The sequence below is a fragment of the Clostridium sp. AM22-11AC genome, from assembly GCF_003473545.1.
Lineage (GTDB): Bacteria > Bacillota > Clostridia > Lachnospirales > Lachnospiraceae > Enterocloster.
Genome location: NZ_QUCM01000001.1, coordinates 470011 through 487973 on the forward strand (window position 1 = coordinate 470011; position 17963 = coordinate 487973).

The window sequence follows — 17963 nt, forward strand, 5'->3', positions numbered from 1 at the left end:
CACTCCTGCAATGACATAGTCAGAACTAAAAAACGTTTTCCCGTAATACGGAAAACCCGGCTTCCACACAGTTCTTCCAGTTTTTTGCTGCAAGCTGCAGAATATGATCACCGCCTTCAACTCTGGCAACTTTATTGATATGCTTTAGCTGGTAAAGGTATATTGTGATGATATGGAAAGATTTTCCTGCTGCGATCAGTTCATCGCTCCTTCTGGTAAGGTAAAGGTGATTATATACTCCTGTAAGGCTGTCCCGGTTCGCATTTGGATTATTGATAGTAAGAAACAGAGCCAGTATTCCAAGACTCATGCCAAAACCTATCATCAGCAGAGGGTAATGCAAAAGCTGGATCACTCCCCCGCATCCGTACAGGATCAGGATAACCAGGATCACCTTTGTTTTCTGAGGGCCAAATTCTTTTCTCCATGAGGTAACAAGGATCAAAATCACTGCCAGATGGAAAAGGGCGCTGTAATACATCAGTCTATACCATGGTCCTTCCACATATCCGGCTGATACATCAAAATAAAACAGTTTTTCAGTAAAGGGATTGGTAAGCACAATACTGGCCAGTAAAATAGTTGCAAGACCCGCCAACAGCATCTTCTTCACCGAAATAAGCTTATTATCATGCAATGTCATAATATAACAAAGAAGCGCATATGGAAGCAATGCCTGAAACAGATAAAAAATAGTTGTAGTCACCACTGCCGCCAGGCCAAAATCCCCATCTCCTGAAGTTATATAATAATTGCTTACTAATTCAGCGATCACATCCAGGATCCCAATAACTGCAAAGAAAAGAAATACCCTGCTATTTAAATCCTCTGCCCTTTTCTGATCCAGGAAATTTCTCAGAACCAACAGCAATATGACCACTGCTGCGATCAGAAAATCTGCATTATACATCATCATAAATAGCCCCCTTTGTTCTTTGCAGCATGTGATCTGCCTGACGTTTCCAGTCACTTACTGTATTTCGTGTACCATCCTCATTTTTCAGATAACCATATCCGAATTGTAAAGAAATATAATACCTGTTTTCCGTTTCCTTTTTCACTTCATTTTCAAGGAGGCATTCCAGCTCCTGCGGCTGTATCTGGGGATCCATTACGATCACTGCAAACTCCGTACCGCCATTGCGGAAACTTTCTATCTTATGCCTCTGGTCACTATCTGCTGCCTTTTGGATACACCGGGCTGTCTGGATCACTGATTCATCTCCTGTTTTCATTCCGTAGACATCGTTGATCTGTTTCAGTCCTGTTATCTCGATAAATAAAAACAATGCATTCTCAAGCCGGATCTTTCCTTCCTGGATCTCCTTTATGTATTTTTCAAATGCTTTCCTGTTTTTTAATCCAGTCATTCTGTCTTCCATTGACATTTTTTCATAAACCAGCTGCTCCATCCTGAACTGACTGTCCCTGGATGTTTTTTGCAGCAAATGCCAGAACAGGATTGATGTATACAAAAAGATTCCTGCCTGAAAGACCATATCATACCAGTAGATTGAATATACCCAGTACAAAATAAGGGCTGTCATACCGCTGACTCCCAATGTGGCAAATACCAGCAGACAAAACAGAATTTCTTCCGCTTCATTTCTTTTTTATTCTTTCCACAGAAGACAGATCATGGATATAACCCCGGAAAACAGCATAATGTGTGTTAAAAACAGCATATACACAAATGGGATATGAAACAGGATATTGAGTATTCCCTGTAAAATGGCATTTCCATAAAGAAGGAAGATCCATACCTGCGGGACCCACCGTACTTTCTCACTTATTGTATTCTGCACAAACCAGAGCATTGGAACTGACATAAGAATAAATGCATAAAAAGAAAGAACCATCCCAACAGCGCCATGCTTTCCGTACATCTGATAAAAACCTGAGTCCAGGTAACACCACAAACCACAGATGAACATAAACAATGATGCATCCAGAAAACGCTTTTCAACAATATGATGGGCTTTCATATACCAGAAAACAATAGCAGAAACAATTCCCGTTCCCCACATTCCAAGGATCATGAGAAATGAAAATACAGATTCCTGGAAATGCTTTTGTGAAACTGCCGGAAAGCTTCCTAAAACAGGTGCCTGTATATAAAGGGAGGCTCTGTTATTGCTTTCATAAACAAGGCAGACCGGCTCTTTTCCTGTATCTTCTGCCAGCCACACATCTGCCCACATTTTTCCCTTCATCTGGTCATTCTTTAAAAAATCGTTTTCTTCATACCAGAACAGACACTGTTTTCCCATCCACACTTCCGGCTGATCCTGAAGACCGTTTATTGACAGGACCTTATTTTTATCTTCCGGAGTCAGTGTATTATTATAAAGCATGATCTTTCCATCCTGATCTGCCTTAACCATGGCAGGAAGATCAAGGGCCTCTTCTTTTTCATCTACTATCTGATACCAGCCACTGCTGACAGAACGGATATCTGCCATTTCTCCATCTGCCCCTGAATTCCATAACATATGTATCAAAACCATCAGGATAAAAAATATACAGATCAAACCGGCCCATTCTGTTTTTTTCCATACATTGCTTTTTTCATGATCACTATTTTCCTCGCCCAAACAGACAATTCATCCCCCCCTACTTAAAAAATTATAACAGAATCTATATTAATTGTCACCATTTGCAGTGCTGGATTTCATTTTTCTATCAACGTAAAAAGCAGTAAAACCATATTGTTCTTTCCGGTTTCACTGCTTTTTTAATGCGTTATATGTCTTTATTTACTTTTCGTGCTTTTTGTTTACTTTCTGTATCAGCTTCTCCACGCCCCCAAGATAATGATCTGCAATAGCCTGTTCTACCTGTGCCGGTGTGCCGGTCTTGCAGGCATTTAACAGCTTTTCGTGGATAAGATACTGACGTTTGATGACCTGTTCACTGTCTATTTCCATATTGTACCCCGTTACAATATTTCCGTAATTTAAGTCTTCCCAGGCTTTTTTCAGGCGCTTGAAACTTACAAGGTCCAGGATCGCTTCATGGAACTCATTATCCAGTTCAAATACCTTGCGGTATTCTTCTTTATGAAGCTGCTTCATCTGCTCTAAAACCTGTTCCATTTTCTCAATGGTTTCCTGGGGAAAAGGAGCATTATACAGTCTTACTGCCATCATTTCATAGTTGGCACGCATGTAGTATATCTCATAAACATCATCCATGCCTATATGCTTTACAGAGCAGCCTACATTTCTGGAATATTCCACCATGCCTTCCTGCTCCAACTGGCGCAGTGCTTCCCGCACCGGGCCACGGCTGATGCCAAATTCCGATGCCAGTTCCTGCTCTATGATCTTATCTCCCGGCTTCATATCACCGTTTAAGATCTTCATCCTTATCTCGTCTGCTACATTTTCCCTTAAAGTCCGATAATCAAGCTTTCCCATAATACTCTGTAAGTCCCTAAAAAATCCCTGGTACATTGTTTACGAAACAATGTACTGATCACTGTCATAAACATTAATACCAACATTTGTTGTTGGTTATTTTACCATAACGCGTTAAACAAGTAAACTAATTTTTCTGCTCTCTCTTTGCGATCTCAGGAAGTACCAGTCCCAGAGCGGTCAGTACAACAGGTGTGATCACATTTAACGCATCTGTCGGGCCCGCCATATACTGGCGAGCCCATATTTAATAGGATCTGTAAATATACATTCTATCTATTTTTCCTCTTTTAACAGTTCTTCCATGGTATGCCATCCCAAAACAGCACATTTTACTCTGGCCGGCATATGGGAAATATCCTGTAATGCCCCTGCTTCTTCTAGGGCATCCATATCTTCCTCTGTTGCGTTTCCCTTGATCATCTTTAAGAAACTTTCTGCCAGTTTCACGGCTTCCTCTTTCTTTTTACCGATGATCAGATCCAGCATGATATCTGCGGACGCCTGGGAAATGGCGCAGCCATCACCTACGAAACCACCGTCTTTGATGATGCCGTCTTCTACTTTTAACTTTAACCAGATGTGGTCACCGCAGCTGGGATTTAAGCCTTCCAGTACCAGATTGGCATCCGGGATATCTTCTTTGTGGACCGGATGCAGATTGTGGTCCGTTAATATTTCATTGTAAAAATTTCTACTCTCCATAACCCATTCTCCTTCTTACCGTCTTCATGCTTTCTACAAAAGCATCGATCTCTTCTTCTGTATTGTAGAAGAAAAGGCTGGCTCTTGTGGTAGTAGAAACGCCCAGATACTCCATCAGAGGCTGTGCGCAGTGATGTCCGGCACGAACGGCAATTCCGTCTGCGTCTAAAATGGCGCTTACATCATGGGGATGTACGCCGTCTATGGTAAATGTAAGGATACCGCAGTGTTCCTCTGCTTTTTCAGAACCTAACACATGAACATGTGGGATCTCTTTAAGGCCTTCTAAGGCTCTGGAAGTCAGCGCCTCTTCCCGGCGCTTTATCTCATCAAAGCCAATCTGCTGCAGATATTCAATGGCTGCTTTCAGTCCCCATGCGCCCGCTGCATTAACGGTACCTGCCTCAAATTTGTGAGGAAGTGGAGCAAATACAGCACCTGTACGGCTGACGGAGTCGATCATCTCTCCGCCTGTAAGGAATGGAGGCATTTCTTCCAACAGCTCTTTCTTTCCATAGAGAACACCGATGCCCATAGGTCCCATTAATTTATGACCGGAAAATGCCATAAAATCCACCTCCAGGTCTTTTACATTAATTGGCATATGTGGCGCACTCTGTGCTGCATCCATGACAACTACGGCACCATGTTTTCTTGCCAGTTTTACGATCTTTTCAATGGGAGCAGTCCGTCCCAGTACATTGGATACCTGGGCAATGGCTACCAGGCGGGTCTTATCTGTAATGGCATTTTCCAGTGTTTCATCACTTAAAAATCCGGTCTGGTCACATTCCAGAAATTTAAGCGTTGCACCGGTCTGACGGCATACCATCTGCCATGGAAGGAGATTGCTGTGATGCTCCATAATGCTTACCAGCACTTCATCTCCTGCTTTTAAATGGCTGAAACCATAGCTGTAAGCCACCAGATTTAAGCCTTCGGTAGTATTTCTGGTGAAAATGATCTCTTCTGTGCTTCCTGCGCCAATGAACTTGCGGACCGTTTCTCTTGCTTCTTCGTAGCAGTCTGTGGCTTCTACACTAAGCTCATAAAGGCCTCTTAATGGATTTGCGTTGTATTTTTCATAAAACTGTGCCTCTGCCTGGATCACAGCCTCCGGCCTCTGGGAGGTGGCTGCATTGTCTAGATAGATCACCTTATTATTTTCCAGAAGAGGAAAATCTTTTCTGTATGGGTTGCTGCTCATGTTATTCCTCCTCTAAATAGTCCTGTACCAGCTTTTCTAACTGCTCATCGCCGATCTTCTGGCAGACTGCATCCATCCTTGCTCTGGCGATCATCTTGCTGGCGCTTTCTGCGCTCATACCTCTGGAAGACAGATAGAACAGCATTTCTTCATCTAACTGTCCAATAGAAGCACCGTGGTTTCCTTCTACATCTTCCTCTGCACAAAGGATCAGAGGAATGGTCTGGTTGACTACATAGTCCCCCATAAGGAGTACGTCTTCCTTTTCGTCTCCCTTGGAGCCGGAAGAACCATTTTTGAAATCAATGGTTCCACGAAACAGCTTAAATGCCTGATCATCCAGAATGCCGTCTGCGTTCATTTCACTGACGGTTTTTTTGCCCTTATGGACTGCCACATAGTTCATATCATAGCGCTGGCTGCCTTTTCCCTGATAACCGATATCTGCTTTAAAATGGCTTTCTTTTCCTAAAAGATCTGCCTGACAGCCGGAATAGGTTTTGCTGCTTCCTAAAAACAGCTGTAACACTTCAAACTGGGCCCCATCTTCACACTGGGCGCCAATATCATTTAATAATGTATACTCATTCCCTAACAGCTGCACCTGAACCAGACGTACTTTTGCCCCTTTTTCAATGTGAAGCTTTGTCTGGATAGCTGCCAGACCGGAAGATGTTTTTTCCGGGGAAGTGTAGTCCATAAGGACGTTTACTTCTTCTCCCTCTTTTGCCAGGATTTCCACTTTCTGGAAACTCTTTTTATTATCTTCACAGGAAAAATGAAGACGAACCGGTTCAGATCCTCCCTCAGACTTTGGACTGCTTTTTATCATGATTGCCTGTGATCCGGCCATTTTTCCTAAACGGTCCATATCCGGACCCATTCCTGTGTGGATATGGGAAAAAACTTCCTGATTTTCAGCTGTGCCCTTTGTCAGACCAGCTATTTCTTCGGACTCTCCGGCTACTTCTTTTACATCCCAGGTATCTCCTGCTTCTATCTCTTTTAACTTACTCTCATTCATTTTCAGCCAGTTCCATGTTCTGGAAGGAAGGCTGTTTACTGTCATATCAAGTCCCTGACTCATATGGGACCTCCTTTCCTTTAACCAGTACCCCTTTGCTTAACCAATGCTTCCCTTCATCTCCAGACGGATCAGGTTGTTCATCTCCACTGCATACTCCAGAGGAAGTTCCTTGGAAACATTGTCTGCAAATCCGCTGACGATCATGGCACGGGCATCTTCTTCGCTTAAGCCTCTGGACATAAGATAAAAGACTGCTTCATCGCTGATGCGTCCGATCCGGGCCTCATGGCCGATATCTGCATCTTTGGTACGGATATCCATAGCCGGGATTGTATCGGATCTGGAAATGGAGTCTAACATCAGAGACTGGCAAGAAACGGAGGATCTGCTGTTTTTTGCCTCTTTTGTTACAGAAACAGAGCTTCTGAAGGTGCTGACACCACCGTCCTTGGAAATGGAACGGGTATTCATAAAGGATGATGTATCAGGTGCTGCATGGACTACCTTGGCGCCTGTATCCAGGTCCTGGCCTTTTCCTGCAAAGGTAATCCCTGTAAATTCCATTTTTGCCCCACGGCCCTTTAAGATGCTCATTGGGTACAGATAGGAAACATGGGAACCGAAGGAGCCGGATACCCATTCAATAACGCCGCCTTCTTCTACCTGTGCACGCTTGGTATTCAGGTTATACATGTTCTTGGACCAGTTTTCAATGGTGGAATAACGCAGTCTTGCATTTTTTCCAACAAACAGCTCCACGCAGCCTGCATGAAGGTTAGCCACGTTGTATTTCGGTGCGGAACATCCTTCGATAAAGTGAAGGTCTGCGCCTTCATCTACGATGATCAGTGTATGTTCAAACTGTCCGGCGCCTGGTGCATTTAAACGGAAATAGGACTGCAATGGTATCTCAACAGATACATGAGGCGGTACATATACAAAGGATCCGCCGGACCATACAGCTCCGTGAAGAGCAGCAAATTTATGGTCTGTTGGCTTTACCAGCTTCATGAAATGTTTTCTTACCATGTCTGCATAAGGACCGGTCAAGGCGCTTTCCATGTCAGTGTATACAACGCCCTGCTCTTCCACTTCTTTACGAACATTGTGGTAAACCAGCTCAGAGTCATACTGGGCTCCTACGCCAGCCAGTGATTTCCGCTCTGCCTGGGGAATTCCCAGACGTTCAAAGGTATCCTTAATATCCTGCGGGACCTCAGACCATTTTGCAGTCATTTTTGTATTTGGACGGACATAGGTGGCGATATTGGACATATCCAGTCCTTCAATAGAAGGGCCCCAGTCCGGTACTTTCATTTCATTGTAGATCTGAAGAGATTGCAGACGGAACAGCTCCATCCATGCCGGATCATGTTTTTCCTTGGAAATTTTCTCTACGATCTCCGGAGTCAGACCTGCCTGGATCCTGTAGGCGTCTTTTTCTTCATCTTTTATGTCATAAATACTTCTGTCTATATCATTGATCTGTGTTTTTTCTTCCATATGCTTTCGATTTCCTTTCCGGAAACTGTTTATAATCTGACTTATAATCTGCTTTGCAAACTGCCTGAGGGCATATTTACATTTTCCTTTTACTTAAGAAATTCCTCAAATCCGGTCTCATTGATCTGGTCTACCAGAGAGCCGTCTCCTGTTTTAACGATCTTTCCATCTACCATTACATGAGTGTAATCTACATGGAGCGCTTCCAGGATACGGGTGCTGTGGGTGATGATCAGTAAAGAGCCATCTCTGTCTTTCTGATACTCTTCCACGCCCTTTGAAACAGTGCGGACTGCATCTACGTCCAGACCTGAGTCTGTCTCGTCTAAGATTGCCAGATTTGGCTTTAACATAAGCATCTGCAGGATCTCAGCCTTTTTCTTCTCACCGCCGGAAAAACCCACATTCAGATCTCGGTCTGCATAAGACGGATCCATCTGCAAAAGTTCCATTGCCTTTGCCAGCTCTTTTCTGAAATCCCAGAGACGGATGCGCTCTCCTCTTCTCTGCTCTAAAGCACTGCGGATAAAGGAACTTAATGACAGTCCCGGTACTTCCAGTGGGCTCTGGAAGGATAAGAACATGCCAGCTTTAGCTCTTTTATCTACCGGCTCCTCGTTGATCTTCTTTCCCTGAAACCAGATCTCACCATTTGTCAGCTGATATCTTGGATTTCCCATTAATGCATAGCCTAAAGTGGACTTACCTGCACCATTTGGTCCCATTAATACATGGGTCTCTCCTTTTCCAATCTTTAAGTCTACTCCATGAAGGATCTCTTTATCTTCTACATTTACAAATAACTGTTTTACATCCAGTAATTCCTTTGCCATGACCGTACTTCCTTTCTCATCATATTCTCCCATGATCAGGAGGACATTTTTATAAACCTACTCATGTAATTGGTTTATTTAGCACATTTATAATAGTATTATAAACCTAGTTTGTCAATAGGTATTAATTTTCATATCAGCTTGCTAAGTATATGCTTTCTGGTGTATACTATATGGTAATCTTCAAAGAGATAGAAAGATATGTGTTTAAAGAATTACTATAAATAACTATAATAACTATTTTGAATAAAGGAGAATTCGATAATGATCGTTTCTACAAAAGGCCGTTATGCCCTGCGGGTCATGGTAGAACTGGCCCAGCATCAGGGAGACGGCTATGTTCCTCTGAACGTGATCGCCGAACGGCAGGACATTTCTGAAAAATATCTGGAAAGTATATTAAAGGTACTGGTACAGGATAAACTTCTCACCGGACTCCGGGGCCGTGGCGGCGGCTACCGCCTGACAAAAGCACCGGAAGATTATACGCTGGGTGAAATACTCCGGCTCACCGAAGGTTCCCTGGCTCCCGTAGCCTGCACCGATGATGGCGAACACGACTGCCCCAGAAAAGGGATCTGCCCCTCCCATCCGGTATGGCAGAAACTGGACAATATGATCAATGAATTTTTTGACGGGATCACATTGGCGGATCTGATACAGACTGCGCCTCAATAGTCTCTCCCGTTTTCCTTCAACCATGCCCGTCTTGCCTTATAATCTGGCAGCACTTTTTCTACTTCTGCCCAGAAAAGGGGCGAATGGTTCATCTGCTTTCTGTGGGCCAGTTCGTGGACTACTACATAGTCTAAGATCTCCAGCGGCATGAGGATCAGTTTCCAGTGAAAGTTTAAGTTTCCTTCCCCGCTGCAGCTGCCCCAGCGTGTTTTTGCAGCGCGGATGCTGATGCGGCCGTAGGTGACACCCATGATCTTTGCATACCAGGCAGTTCGCTCTATGATCTTCTTTCTGGCAGCACGGCGGTAAAAGGCCTCTACTTCCGGATTTCCCTCATAATCTGGCTTTGGAGCCTCTGCCTTTTTGCGGCGGTGCTTCTCAATCAGGAACCATTTTTCCACGATCCATTCCTGACGGTCATTTACAAAATCCATCAGCACTTTTTTAGTGATCCCTTTTGGTGCGCGGATCAGCACTTTTCCATCTGCCTGCACTTCCAGCCCAATGGTCCGCCGTTTGGAATATACCACATCTACCGGGATCGTTCCCTCTTTTTCTCCCTGGCGCCAGCCAACTTCGATCCTGCTTACCACCTTATCACCTCATTCCTGTCCTGCAAACATAACATATCACAAAAACGCATATCCCTCTGCAAAATTTGATTTTTAAAAATACCCCCGGCACAAAATGAATATAATTTCTTTTTGTACTGAGGGTATAATCTTCCTTTTTCTGCCTGTCACCAGGCACATTTTCCGCTTACAGCCTACAACACATCTGAAAAATGCGGCCGCAGCTTCTTAAACATCTTAAGTCCCACTCCAAACACCAAAAGAGTGAAGACCCAGTAATAAATGGTCAGTTTCGGTCTTTCCCAGAACCAGTTGCCTGTGATCATACTGTCCTTATAACCGGTTACAATGTAATAAAATGGATTGATCTTAAATAATGGTTCGATCCATGGTAAGCGGTTGGTAAACATGGACTCATGATACATGATCGGAGCCATCCAGATACCGAACTGAAGGCAGATACCTACGATCTGGGACATATCCTTGAAAAATACATTTACAGAGGATGTAAAATATCCAAGTCCCAGTGCCAGCATGGACGCCGCAAAGCTGTAGTAGATCACCTGGATCCAGGACAGCATAGGCATTCTTCCTGCCACCAGATACATGATCATCATAATGAGGACGAAAAATCCATGTACCAGCAGACAGGAGATCAGCTTGATCATAGGCAATATCTCTACTTTAAAGACTACCTTTTTCACCAGATAACTGTATTCCTGAAGACACCCCGTGATCCCGTTTAAGGCTTCTCCGAAGAAAAACCATGGAACAATACCCGGTACCAGCCAGATCACATAGCTGACTCCCGGAACAGGCGGCGGTGATTTAAAGCCGATACCAAAGATAACTGCATAGATCACAATGGTAACTACCGGCTGGATGAACATCCACACAATACCGAAATAGGAGCCTACAAAACGCTTGCGAAAATCTGCTTTTCCCAGATCCCATACCAGTTTTCTTTTTTTAATGATCTCTTTTAAAAGAGACAATGCATAATTCATAAATTCGTTTCCTTATACTTTTTTCCCGGCAGAACTGTCTTAGAACTTAAAAGTATCCTTTAAACCGCTCCACTTTTTGTCCTTATCGGAGATGATCAGCTCCATACCTGGTTCGATCGGCCAGTCAACACCGATCTCAGGATCGCTCCATAACAGACCGCCCTCATCGCCTGGATGATAGAAATCAGTACACTTATAAGCAAACTCAGCCTCATCAGATAATACTAAGAAGCCATGTGCAAAACCTTCCGGAATATAAAACTGCTTTTTATTCTCAGCAGATAAGGTTACACCAAACCACTTTCCATAGGTCTTGGAATCGGAACGCAGGTCTACTGCTACATCAAATACAGTTCCGCGGACAGCACGTACCAGCTTGCCCTGTGGATACTGCTTCTGGAAATGAAGTCCTCTTAAAACGCCCTTTACAGACATAGACTGGTTGTCCTGAACAAAAGTCATGTTCAGACCAGCTTCCTTAAAATCATTCTGGTTGTAAGTTTCCATGAAGTAGCCTCTTTCGTCTTTGAATACAGTAGGCTCGATCACATAAAGTCCTTCAATATCACAGGTTGTTACTTTAATCTTTCCCATAATGTTTCTCCTTTATCTTCTTTATTTTTCTAATTTTGTGTTTCTATTTATCGATTATAAATTTTCCACATTCATCTGGAAATTTTACCACGTTATCAACAAGTCTGCAACTGTTTATCCCCTTGCCGGCAACATGTTCACCGCATGTTATCTGCTGTACAGGGTTAAAATCCTTACAATCTCAGGCACACCACTGCAAAAATACGCAGGATCACATACACATCTGCAGCCATCATAGTATACAGGACCAGCCGGTCATCTGTTCCTGTCCGCACTACCTTTTGATTTTTAAGGGTAAGCAGCAAAACAGGAAGCAGTGGAAGCATGTATCTTCCCTGGACTCCCTGGACCATGTTGGAGCTTTTGGGCGTCCATGCAAGAAGCATGGAAAACATCAGTGCTGCGAAGATCACCAGACAGATAAACCAGATCCAGAGCCGTTCTTTTATTTTCATAAAGATCTCTTCTCCCGGCTTTTTAAGGACCAGGATCACCAGGCATGCTGTAAGTAATAAAATGACCACATAAGGGGTATTTAACACTGCATCCCGGTTGCCTAAGGACTCTCCTAACATTCCCGAATACAGGCTTTCTCCCTGCCATGCAACTGTATTATAAAACAGCTGCAGTACGCGGACCGGCTGGTGGAGCAATTCTGCAAAGGAATATCCCGCTTCTTCGGCCCAGGCAACATAGCTGTCACTTTCCTGTGTATACATGGCAACCGTCCTTAAATTTACCACTGCCATTGCTGCTAAAAAGCTTCCAAGAACAGCTGCTGCTGAGACCGTCCATTTTCCCCAGTTGCCAAACTTCTTTACCGGGATCAGCAGACAGAAGCCTGCAATGGCACCATATACCATTTTACAGGGACCCATAACTGCCATGACCACAGCCAGAGCGATCACATCTTTCACTTTCACTGTGTCCGCTTTATAGGCCAGATCCAGGCACACTGCTGTAAAATATCCTGTAAATGCCAGGATCACAACATCATAAGATAAAGAAGCCGCCAGATGAAGGCTCATTGGTAAAATGGACACGCCGAAAAATACATTTTTTCCAAAGGGAAGCCTTTTTATGGTCAACACACCAACTGCCGCAAAAAGCAGGAGATTCAAAAACCGGCCCAGATATAAAAGGGCGATGCTGTTAAGTCCAAGTACTCTTGCCAGAGTAAAACCCAGAGCCTGAGGTACATAGGCCAGTGGGGTGGTCCGAACGGACGGCTGGCGGGAAACCCTCAGACCGGCTGTTTTGCCACTGTTGCCTGCGCTTTCACCAGCCACAGACTGTTCTGCGCTCTGATCACTGACCGCGCCCCCGTCATGGATTGCCGCATAAGTTTCTTCTTTTAAGGTCTGTCCCAGAATAATAGGTTTTCCTGCCTCAGTCTCCCCATTTTCCCCGTTCAAAGACTCTTGCTCACTTTTTTCCTTCCAGTCCCGAAATTCCTGGTTCACATCCTCGATCCAGTCATCTTCTGCCCGGATGTAAATATAACCGTCTTCATCCGTTCCCGGCAGTCCTAAGAAGCGGTTGGAAAGCTCATAGGCGCTGATATAGTGGCTGACTTCATCCGGTGCTGAAAGAGGCGCCAGGACCAGCATATACAAAATACCAAGGCACATGACCACTCCAAAGTACAGACCTGGAAGTTTCCAGCATTCTGTCTTTGAACCAGATTCTTTCCGTGAGACAAGTTCTTTCTTTAAAACCAGTGCATTCCCGCATCTACTGGAAACGCTGTCAAAAAATCCCCAGTTTTTTCCAAATATCAACACCCCAAAGCCGACCAATATCACCATACTCACGAAAAACAGGCCCCCATACCAGCCATAAAGCCAGTGGTGGCCTGTCTCTGTTACAGATGCCCGCACATCCAGCAAATGCCATATTCCCAGAAGAAACACGGCGAAAGGCCATAAAAGCCAGACAGGTAATTTCTTTTTCATCATTTCTTTCCCTTTTATCTTTTACTCACCTTTCCCGCAGGTTTCTAACGCAGCTTCCCGTTCTTCCAGCTCTGCCTCTTTTTCTTCCAGGAATTTCTGCTCCAGAGCCATTTTCTGGATCAGCTCCCTCTGCTTGCTCTCAAGCTGGGACAACTGGATGGTCATACCAAATGCCTTTACGATCAGCAAAAAGATCATAAACAGGAACAGAAAGTTTGGTGTGGAATAAATGCCTAACAACCTTGCGCAAAGATCCGCAGCTCCTGGAACCACTGCAAATACTACTAAGATCAGCGCCATGATCACCCAGAACATGGCAGCTTCGATCTGAACTTTTGCCTGGCGTATCTTGCGCATCATAAATGTCATGGTGATAACAGAAACCACGATCAGCACCACGCGAAGCATCATTGTCATCATCGTCTGTCACCGCCTTCTTTTTTCTCCAGCCAGTATTCCCGGTTCATGGTACATTTCATGACCAGCCACTGGGGAAGCATGTGATATGCCTTTCCCATACGGTATCCCATGTACTTAAAACCGCTTTTTACAAACATTCCCGGGATCAGCCATGGTTTATGCTGTTCTGACAGATAATGGGCTGTCTGCTTCACCAGACGGATGCCTTCACTTTCTGAGCGAATACCGCCAAATACCTCCGGGTGGTCTGCCTGGGACACAGCCAGGTCAAAGTTTCTCTTAAACTGCTGGGTGCAGTTATAATTGTGGGAATGGATCACCTTTGCGTCAGCCACATAGGCAATGGCATAATCGTCTTCCATGACTGCCTTTCCTGCAAATATCATATCTTCATTGAAAATGGCATTTTTAATAAATCCGCCCTGGAACCAGAATTTCTCCCGGTCATAGGCACAGCATACATTGGAAGCAAAGAAGGTTTTAATGCCCAGACGCTTTAAATCTGCCTTTGTCTTTAAGCAGCTTTCCTCCGGATAGTTAAAGGAACGTGTATACCGCTCTGCCAGAGGACAGTCCTTATCTGGAAGCTGTCTGGCATAAGCCATGATCACCGCTTCTCCTTCCGGACCTCTCTGGTCAAATGCTCCCACCAGCTTTTCAATTAAAAATTCATCTGCCGGAACTGCGTCATCAGTCATAAACACCACAATATCAGCCCGTGAAAAACGCATTCCCCTGTTTCTTGTGGCACCATGGTCAAATTCCGCCTTTGTCAGGTGGTGGACCTGAAGATTGCTGATCCCTTCAAAGCCCTTTTCATTCCAGAATGCCTTTTCTGTATTCATTACAATGATCTTCCCTATGGGATAGGTCTGTTTCTCCAGCATTTTTAAAAGTCTGGAAAATTTCTTACCTGGTTTATAGGTAGGAATCACCACATCGACCCGTGGCTTGCGAAGAGCATTTTCACTCTTTCTTTCCTCTGTCATTGTCTTGTCTCCTTTTCCTCACTCCTGCAGGATCTTACAGTGCAAAATCCAAAACCTGCCGTTTCTCCTGCCATCAGCAGCAGATAACACAGCGCCGCCCCGTTAATACCAAAAGCCCCAACAAGGCCTCCTGACAGGAAAAACGCTGCTACAGCTGCCGCTGCGTATACAAAAAACACGGTTCTCTGCTTTCGCATGATCACCAGTGCGTAATACATCAGATTTGCCAGTGCATAAAAACCGCCTCCAAGGACGATCCCTGCAAATGCCCCAAAATAAACGGTCAACGTTCCCTTTTCGCCTCCCATAAGAAGCTCCATAATGGAAAGTGCCCATTTTCCTAAAACAAGTGTACCTGCCACTGCAAGTACAGTAAGCCCTAAAATAACAGCCGCAATACGCACCAGTGTCTTTTTAAACTCAGCAATCTTTTCTTCTGTCCAGAGATTTGTAAGTGTGGTCAGGTACGGACGTATCACGAAATTGGCTACCATATAAATAACAGAGGTAGGCATAAAAATCAAGTTAAAATATCCCGATGCCGCATTGTTCATCCGGGCGTCAATGGCATATTTTGCACAAGAGAAAATGTAAAAATCCAGGAATACAGAGATGAATAAAAATCCCGTATTTTTAAACAGCTTCGTCACTTTGCCCTTTGTAAAGGTCCAGTCCACGCCATCTAATGCATGGATCACATCCAGGTTAAATAAGAACACACCCATAGCCTGGGCTGCCACTGCCATGAGGCAGGCAAACAGCAGATGTTTAAATGCCCCCAGCGTCACTGTAAACACTGCTACAGAAAAAACAGTCCTGAAAAAGTTAGACTTTCCTGTAAGATATAAACATCCCTGACGCTGAAATTCCGACTCATACACATCTGCATATCCGTCAATGACCTTATAGATCACAAGAAGAAGCAGGATCATACATTTTCCCGCTGTATAATCCCCGATCCCTTTACGGAAAGCAATGGTCCTTGCAGTGAGAAACAGCGCACCTGCAACCAGTGCAAACATACAGGTTATATTTCTATGTTCTCTGTATTCCTTAAAGGAATACTCTCCCTTTCCGTCTGTGATCTGGAAAGGCCGGATGCCAAAATAGGCCACTAAAAACAGCTGCTGGCCCAGCGTAGAATAACCAAAGGAGAAAATACCGCCTTTTTCCTCTCCTGCCATGCGGATGACCAGAAAAGAAAGGACCATACTTGCAAAAGCATAGACAAAGCTGCCTGCAATATTCCACACGACATTGGCTCTTGCAACATTATCTCCCTTATATAATAACTGCTTCGTAAGATTTTTCATATCTAATCCCTTATATTTAACGCTTTCTGAAATTCTGGATGACCAGTATGGATAACAGCATGCGCACCATATAACTTGCAGCTGTCAATGGTTTCAAATAGCTTTCTCCTGCTGTACGGTCATCAATAGTGACCTGCACCTCTGCGATCTTCGCTCCCTGGCGGATCAGGAAAGATACAGTATCCGGTTCCGGCCCATAATTTAAGTTCCAGGCAAATTCACCGATCATCTTCCGGCTGAAAAGACGCATCCCGGAAGTAGGATCTTTGATCTTTGCCCCTGTAGTCAGCCAGATTGCCGTTCCGATCAGGCGGCTTCCAAACATACGCATGGACCAGCTTTTCTTCTCTGTTACAAAACGGGAACCAATGACAATGTCATATCCTTCATCCATTTTTTCTTTCATTGCCTGAATGTATTCCGGGCGGTGCTGTCCGTCGCCGTCAAACTGTACTGCATAATTATAGCCTTTCTGCCAGGCATATTTCATACCGGTCTGAAAGCAGCCAGCCAATCCTAAATTTACCGGCAGGTCAATAAAATTATAGCCACGCCTGCGACAGATATCGGCTGTATCATCTTTGGAGCCGTCATTGACCACCACATAATCCAGTTCCGGAAAATCGTTTTTAATGTGGTCTACCACCCTCTCAATGTTTTTTCCTTCATTGTAGGCCGGTATGACCAAAAGTACCTTATCCATTGTCTCTGTTCCTCAATACTCTGTTACAGTTCAGCCATGCGCTGATTTGTAACACTTTCCCTTTTATCCTGATATCCATTATCCATCATTACCAGCGCATCTTCAAGACACCTGTGAGAAATTTTACTTCTGTAAGGACCACCGCCAGAAATGCTTTTGCCACAGCCAGTTCCATTTCTCCCAGTTTCAGGTAATGTTGGTAGTAATATAACTTGCTCTTATGAAGGAGCTTCTGTTTATCACTTATCTTTGTATAGCTTTTATCAATGCTTACAGAATGTGCATGTACATAATAAGCATCTGTCACTAAAAGCTCTTTTAATCCCATTTGTTTTAATTTCTGTCCTAATATTTTCTCTTCATAATAGAGAAATACATGTTTATCAAACAGTTCTTTTAAATCTCCTGGCGTAAAACAGCCTGTTTTCACCATGAAAAAGGAGCCTGGAAGAGCCCCCACCATACGACTGACACCATCTGCTGCCAGAGGCAGCTTTTCTAACGGCGTTTTCAAAAAGGCACGGAACAGCCTCCTGGTCACAAGACCGGTATCTAAAAGATCCAGCCACACAGACTGGAGATCCCAGTAGCTGAAAGAGGACTGTCCCTTTACATCCACTACCATGGCAGAAGCTACAGCTCCGTCCTCCTGCTTCTCTAAAGCATCTGCCACACGCAGGATACAGGCGTCACTGACCTGCACATCCGGGTTTGCGATGATAATATAATCCGGTTCCAGATACTGGACTGCATAATCGATCCCCGCCTGGTTTCCGCTTCCGTAGCCACCGTTTTCTGTTGTCCTGAAAAGGTGAAGCTGCACTTTATCTGGATCATCCGGATGATCTGAAGCAAATTCTTCTTTAAATTCTCCCAGTTTTTCCCAGGAGTCATCGGTAGAACAGTTATCTACAATAATGATATTCCGGATCACTTTGCTGTTTTTCCAGCTTTCTGTAAGTTTCATGGTTGTCTGTGCATCATTATAATTTAATATTACGGCACATATATTCGTGTCTGCGTCCATAGTCCCTTTCT

General features: G+C 44.2%; 19 protein-coding genes. 1 reads left to right on the forward strand and 18 read right to left on the reverse strand.

Annotation, left to right across the window (positions count from 1 at the left end; all coding sequences use genetic code 11):
- Positions 1 to 25 precede the first annotated feature (25 nt).
- The 9 genes from DW251_RS18150 to sufC form a co-directional block, all read right to left on the reverse strand.
- Positions 26 to 916, reverse strand: a complete 891-nt coding sequence (locus tag DW251_RS18150; RefSeq protein ID WP_243034847.1) for a diguanylate cyclase — start codon at positions 914 to 916, stop codon at positions 26 to 28.
- Positions 903 to 1547: a GGDEF domain-containing protein gene (locus tag DW251_RS02180; RefSeq protein ID WP_118300079.1), complete on the reverse strand. Its 645-nt coding sequence runs from the start codon at positions 1545 to 1547 to the stop codon at positions 903 to 905. The genes DW251_RS18150 and DW251_RS02180 overlap by 14 nt, the downstream gene beginning before the upstream one ends.
- Before the next feature lie 66 nt (positions 1548 to 1613).
- The gene (locus DW251_RS02185) at positions 1614 to 2462 is read right to left on the reverse strand and encodes a hypothetical protein (RefSeq protein WP_147352208.1); all 849 of its coding nucleotides are present in this window, start codon (positions 2460 to 2462) and stop codon (positions 1614 to 1616) included.
- A 294-nt stretch (positions 2463 to 2756) separates the two neighbouring features.
- Positions 2757 to 3419 (reverse strand): GntR family transcriptional regulator, encoded by a 663-nt coding sequence (locus tag DW251_RS02190; protein ID WP_118300081.1) that lies wholly within the window; start codon positions 3417 to 3419, stop codon positions 2757 to 2759.
- Positions 3420 to 3695: 276 nt separating this feature from the next.
- Positions 3696 to 4124, reverse strand: a complete 429-nt coding sequence (gene sufU, locus DW251_RS02195) for a Fe-S cluster assembly sulfur transfer protein SufU (protein ID WP_021869304.1) — start codon at positions 4122 to 4124, stop codon at positions 3696 to 3698.
- Positions 4114 to 5331, reverse strand: a complete 1218-nt coding sequence (locus DW251_RS02200) for a cysteine desulfurase (RefSeq protein ID WP_118300082.1) — start codon at positions 5329 to 5331, stop codon at positions 4114 to 4116. The genes sufU and DW251_RS02200 overlap by 11 nt, the downstream gene beginning before the upstream one ends.
- 1 nt (position 5332) lies before the next feature.
- Entirely contained in the window at positions 5333 to 6418 is a 1086-nt protein-coding gene (locus DW251_RS02205; RefSeq protein ID WP_118300083.1) for a SufD family Fe-S cluster assembly protein, read from the reverse strand.
- A 36-nt stretch (positions 6419 to 6454) separates the two neighbouring features.
- Entirely contained in the window at positions 6455 to 7861 is a 1407-nt protein-coding gene (gene sufB, locus DW251_RS02210) for a Fe-S cluster assembly protein SufB (protein WP_118300084.1), read from the reverse strand.
- Between the two features lie 89 nt (positions 7862 to 7950).
- Positions 7951 to 8694 carry a Fe-S cluster assembly ATPase SufC gene (gene sufC / locus DW251_RS02215; protein ID WP_118300085.1) on the reverse strand — a complete coding sequence of 248 codons (744 nt, stop codon included), beginning with the start codon at positions 8692 to 8694 and terminating at the stop codon, positions 7951 to 7953.
- Between the two features lie 264 nt (positions 8695 to 8958).
- On the opposite strand from sufC, the gene DW251_RS02220 reads away from it, so the two are divergent.
- The gene (locus tag DW251_RS02220) at positions 8959 to 9372 is read left to right on the forward strand and encodes an Rrf2 family transcriptional regulator (RefSeq protein WP_021869309.1); all 414 of its coding nucleotides are present in this window, start codon (positions 8959 to 8961) and stop codon (positions 9370 to 9372) included.
- Here the strand turns inward: DW251_RS02220 and DW251_RS02225 are convergent.
- From DW251_RS02225 to DW251_RS02265, 9 genes are all read right to left on the reverse strand, one after another.
- Positions 9366 to 9965, reverse strand: coding sequence for a SprT family zinc-dependent metalloprotease (locus DW251_RS02225; protein WP_118300086.1), 600 nt, complete (start codon positions 9963 to 9965; stop codon positions 9366 to 9368). The genes DW251_RS02220 and DW251_RS02225 overlap by 7 nt on opposite strands.
- 173 nt (positions 9966 to 10138) lie before the next feature.
- On the reverse strand, positions 10139 to 10951 hold the full coding sequence (locus DW251_RS02230; protein ID WP_021869311.1) for an ABC transporter permease: 813 nt from the start codon (positions 10949 to 10951) through the stop codon (positions 10139 to 10141).
- 39 nt (positions 10952 to 10990) lie between these two features.
- The gene (rfbC, locus tag DW251_RS02235) at positions 10991 to 11545 is read right to left on the reverse strand and encodes a dTDP-4-dehydrorhamnose 3,5-epimerase (RefSeq protein ID WP_021869312.1); all 555 of its coding nucleotides are present in this window, start codon (positions 11543 to 11545) and stop codon (positions 10991 to 10993) included.
- A 173-nt stretch (positions 11546 to 11718) separates the two neighbouring features.
- A complete protein-coding gene (locus DW251_RS02240; RefSeq protein ID WP_243034849.1) occupies positions 11719 to 13500 on the reverse strand; it encodes a DUF2142 domain-containing protein in 1782 nt (593 codons plus the stop codon).
- Between the two features lie 21 nt (positions 13501 to 13521).
- Positions 13522 to 13920, reverse strand: a complete 399-nt coding sequence (locus DW251_RS02245; RefSeq protein WP_021869314.1) for a DUF2304 domain-containing protein — start codon at positions 13918 to 13920, stop codon at positions 13522 to 13524.
- Complete coding sequence (locus tag DW251_RS02250; protein ID WP_021869315.1) at positions 13917 to 14909, reverse strand: glycosyltransferase; 993 nt, start codon at positions 14907 to 14909, stop codon at positions 13917 to 13919. The genes DW251_RS02245 and DW251_RS02250 overlap by 4 nt, the downstream gene beginning before the upstream one ends.
- Positions 14906 to 16222: an oligosaccharide flippase family protein gene (locus DW251_RS02255; RefSeq protein ID WP_021869316.1), complete on the reverse strand. Its 1317-nt coding sequence runs from the start codon at positions 16220 to 16222 to the stop codon at positions 14906 to 14908. Before DW251_RS02255 ends, DW251_RS02250 begins: the two co-directional genes overlap by 4 nt.
- Positions 16223 to 16238: 16 nt before the next feature.
- Entirely contained in the window at positions 16239 to 16925 is a 687-nt protein-coding gene (locus DW251_RS02260; protein WP_118300087.1) for a glycosyltransferase family 2 protein, read from the reverse strand.
- Positions 16926 to 17013: 88 nt separating this feature from the next.
- Positions 17014 to 17952: a glycosyltransferase gene (locus tag DW251_RS02265; RefSeq protein WP_021869318.1), complete on the reverse strand. Its 939-nt coding sequence runs from the start codon at positions 17950 to 17952 to the stop codon at positions 17014 to 17016.
- Positions 17953 to 17963: the final 11 nt, after the last annotated feature.

Excerpts from the sequence above, each read along its gene's own strand:
- DW251_RS02260 (WP_118300087.1), bottom strand. The coding sequence starts at position 16,925 with ATGGATAAGGTACTTTTGGTCATACCGGCCTACAATGAAGGAAAAAAC.
- DW251_RS02190 (WP_118300081.1), bottom strand. The coding sequence starts at position 3,419 with ATGGGAAAGCTTGATTATCGGACTTTAAGGGAAAATGTAGCAGACGAG.
- sufC (WP_118300085.1), bottom strand. The coding sequence starts at position 8,694 with ATGGCAAAGGAATTACTGGATGTAAAACAGTTATTTGTAAATGTAGAA.
- rfbC (WP_021869312.1), bottom strand. The coding sequence starts at position 11,545 with ATGGGAAAGATTAAAGTAACAACCTGTGATATTGAAGGACTTTATGTG.
- sufB (WP_118300084.1), bottom strand. The coding sequence starts at position 7,861 with ATGGAAGAAAAAACACAGATCAATGATATAGACAGAAGTATTTATGAC.
- DW251_RS02250 (WP_021869315.1), bottom strand. The coding sequence starts at position 14,909 with ATGACAGAGGAAAGAAAGAGTGAAAATGCTCTTCGCAAGCCACGGGTC.
- DW251_RS02230 (WP_021869311.1), bottom strand. The coding sequence starts at position 10,951 with ATGAATTATGCATTGTCTCTTTTAAAAGAGATCATTAAAAAAAGAAAA.
- DW251_RS02255 (WP_021869316.1), bottom strand. The coding sequence starts at position 16,222 with ATGAAAAATCTTACGAAGCAGTTATTATATAAGGGAGATAATGTTGCA.
- DW251_RS02220 (WP_021869309.1), top strand. The coding sequence starts at position 8,959 with ATGATCGTTTCTACAAAAGGCCGTTATGCCCTGCGGGTCATGGTAGAA.
- DW251_RS02180 (WP_118300079.1), bottom strand. The coding sequence starts at position 1,547 with ATGACAGCCCTTATTTTGTACTGGGTATATTCAATCTACTGGTATGAT.
- DW251_RS02205 (WP_118300083.1), bottom strand. The coding sequence starts at position 6,418 with ATGAGTCAGGGACTTGATATGACAGTAAACAGCCTTCCTTCCAGAACA.
- DW251_RS18150 (WP_243034847.1), bottom strand. The coding sequence starts at position 916 with ATGATGATGTATAATGCAGATTTTCTGATCGCAGCAGTGGTCATATTG.
- DW251_RS02240 (WP_243034849.1), bottom strand. The coding sequence starts at position 13,500 with ATGAAAAAGAAATTACCTGTCTGGCTTTTATGGCCTTTCGCCGTGTTT.
- DW251_RS02265 (WP_021869318.1), bottom strand. The coding sequence starts at position 17,952 with ATGGACGCAGACACGAATATATGTGCCGTAATATTAAATTATAATGAT.
- DW251_RS02185 (WP_147352208.1), bottom strand. The coding sequence starts at position 2,462 with ATGGCAGATATCCGTTCTGTCAGCAGTGGCTGGTATCAGATAGTAGAT.
- sufU (WP_021869304.1), bottom strand. The coding sequence starts at position 4,124 with ATGGAGAGTAGAAATTTTTACAATGAAATATTAACGGACCACAATCTG.
- DW251_RS02200 (WP_118300082.1), bottom strand. The coding sequence starts at position 5,331 with ATGAGCAGCAACCCATACAGAAAAGATTTTCCTCTTCTGGAAAATAAT.
- DW251_RS02245 (WP_021869314.1), bottom strand. The coding sequence starts at position 13,920 with ATGATGACAATGATGCTTCGCGTGGTGCTGATCGTGGTTTCTGTTATC.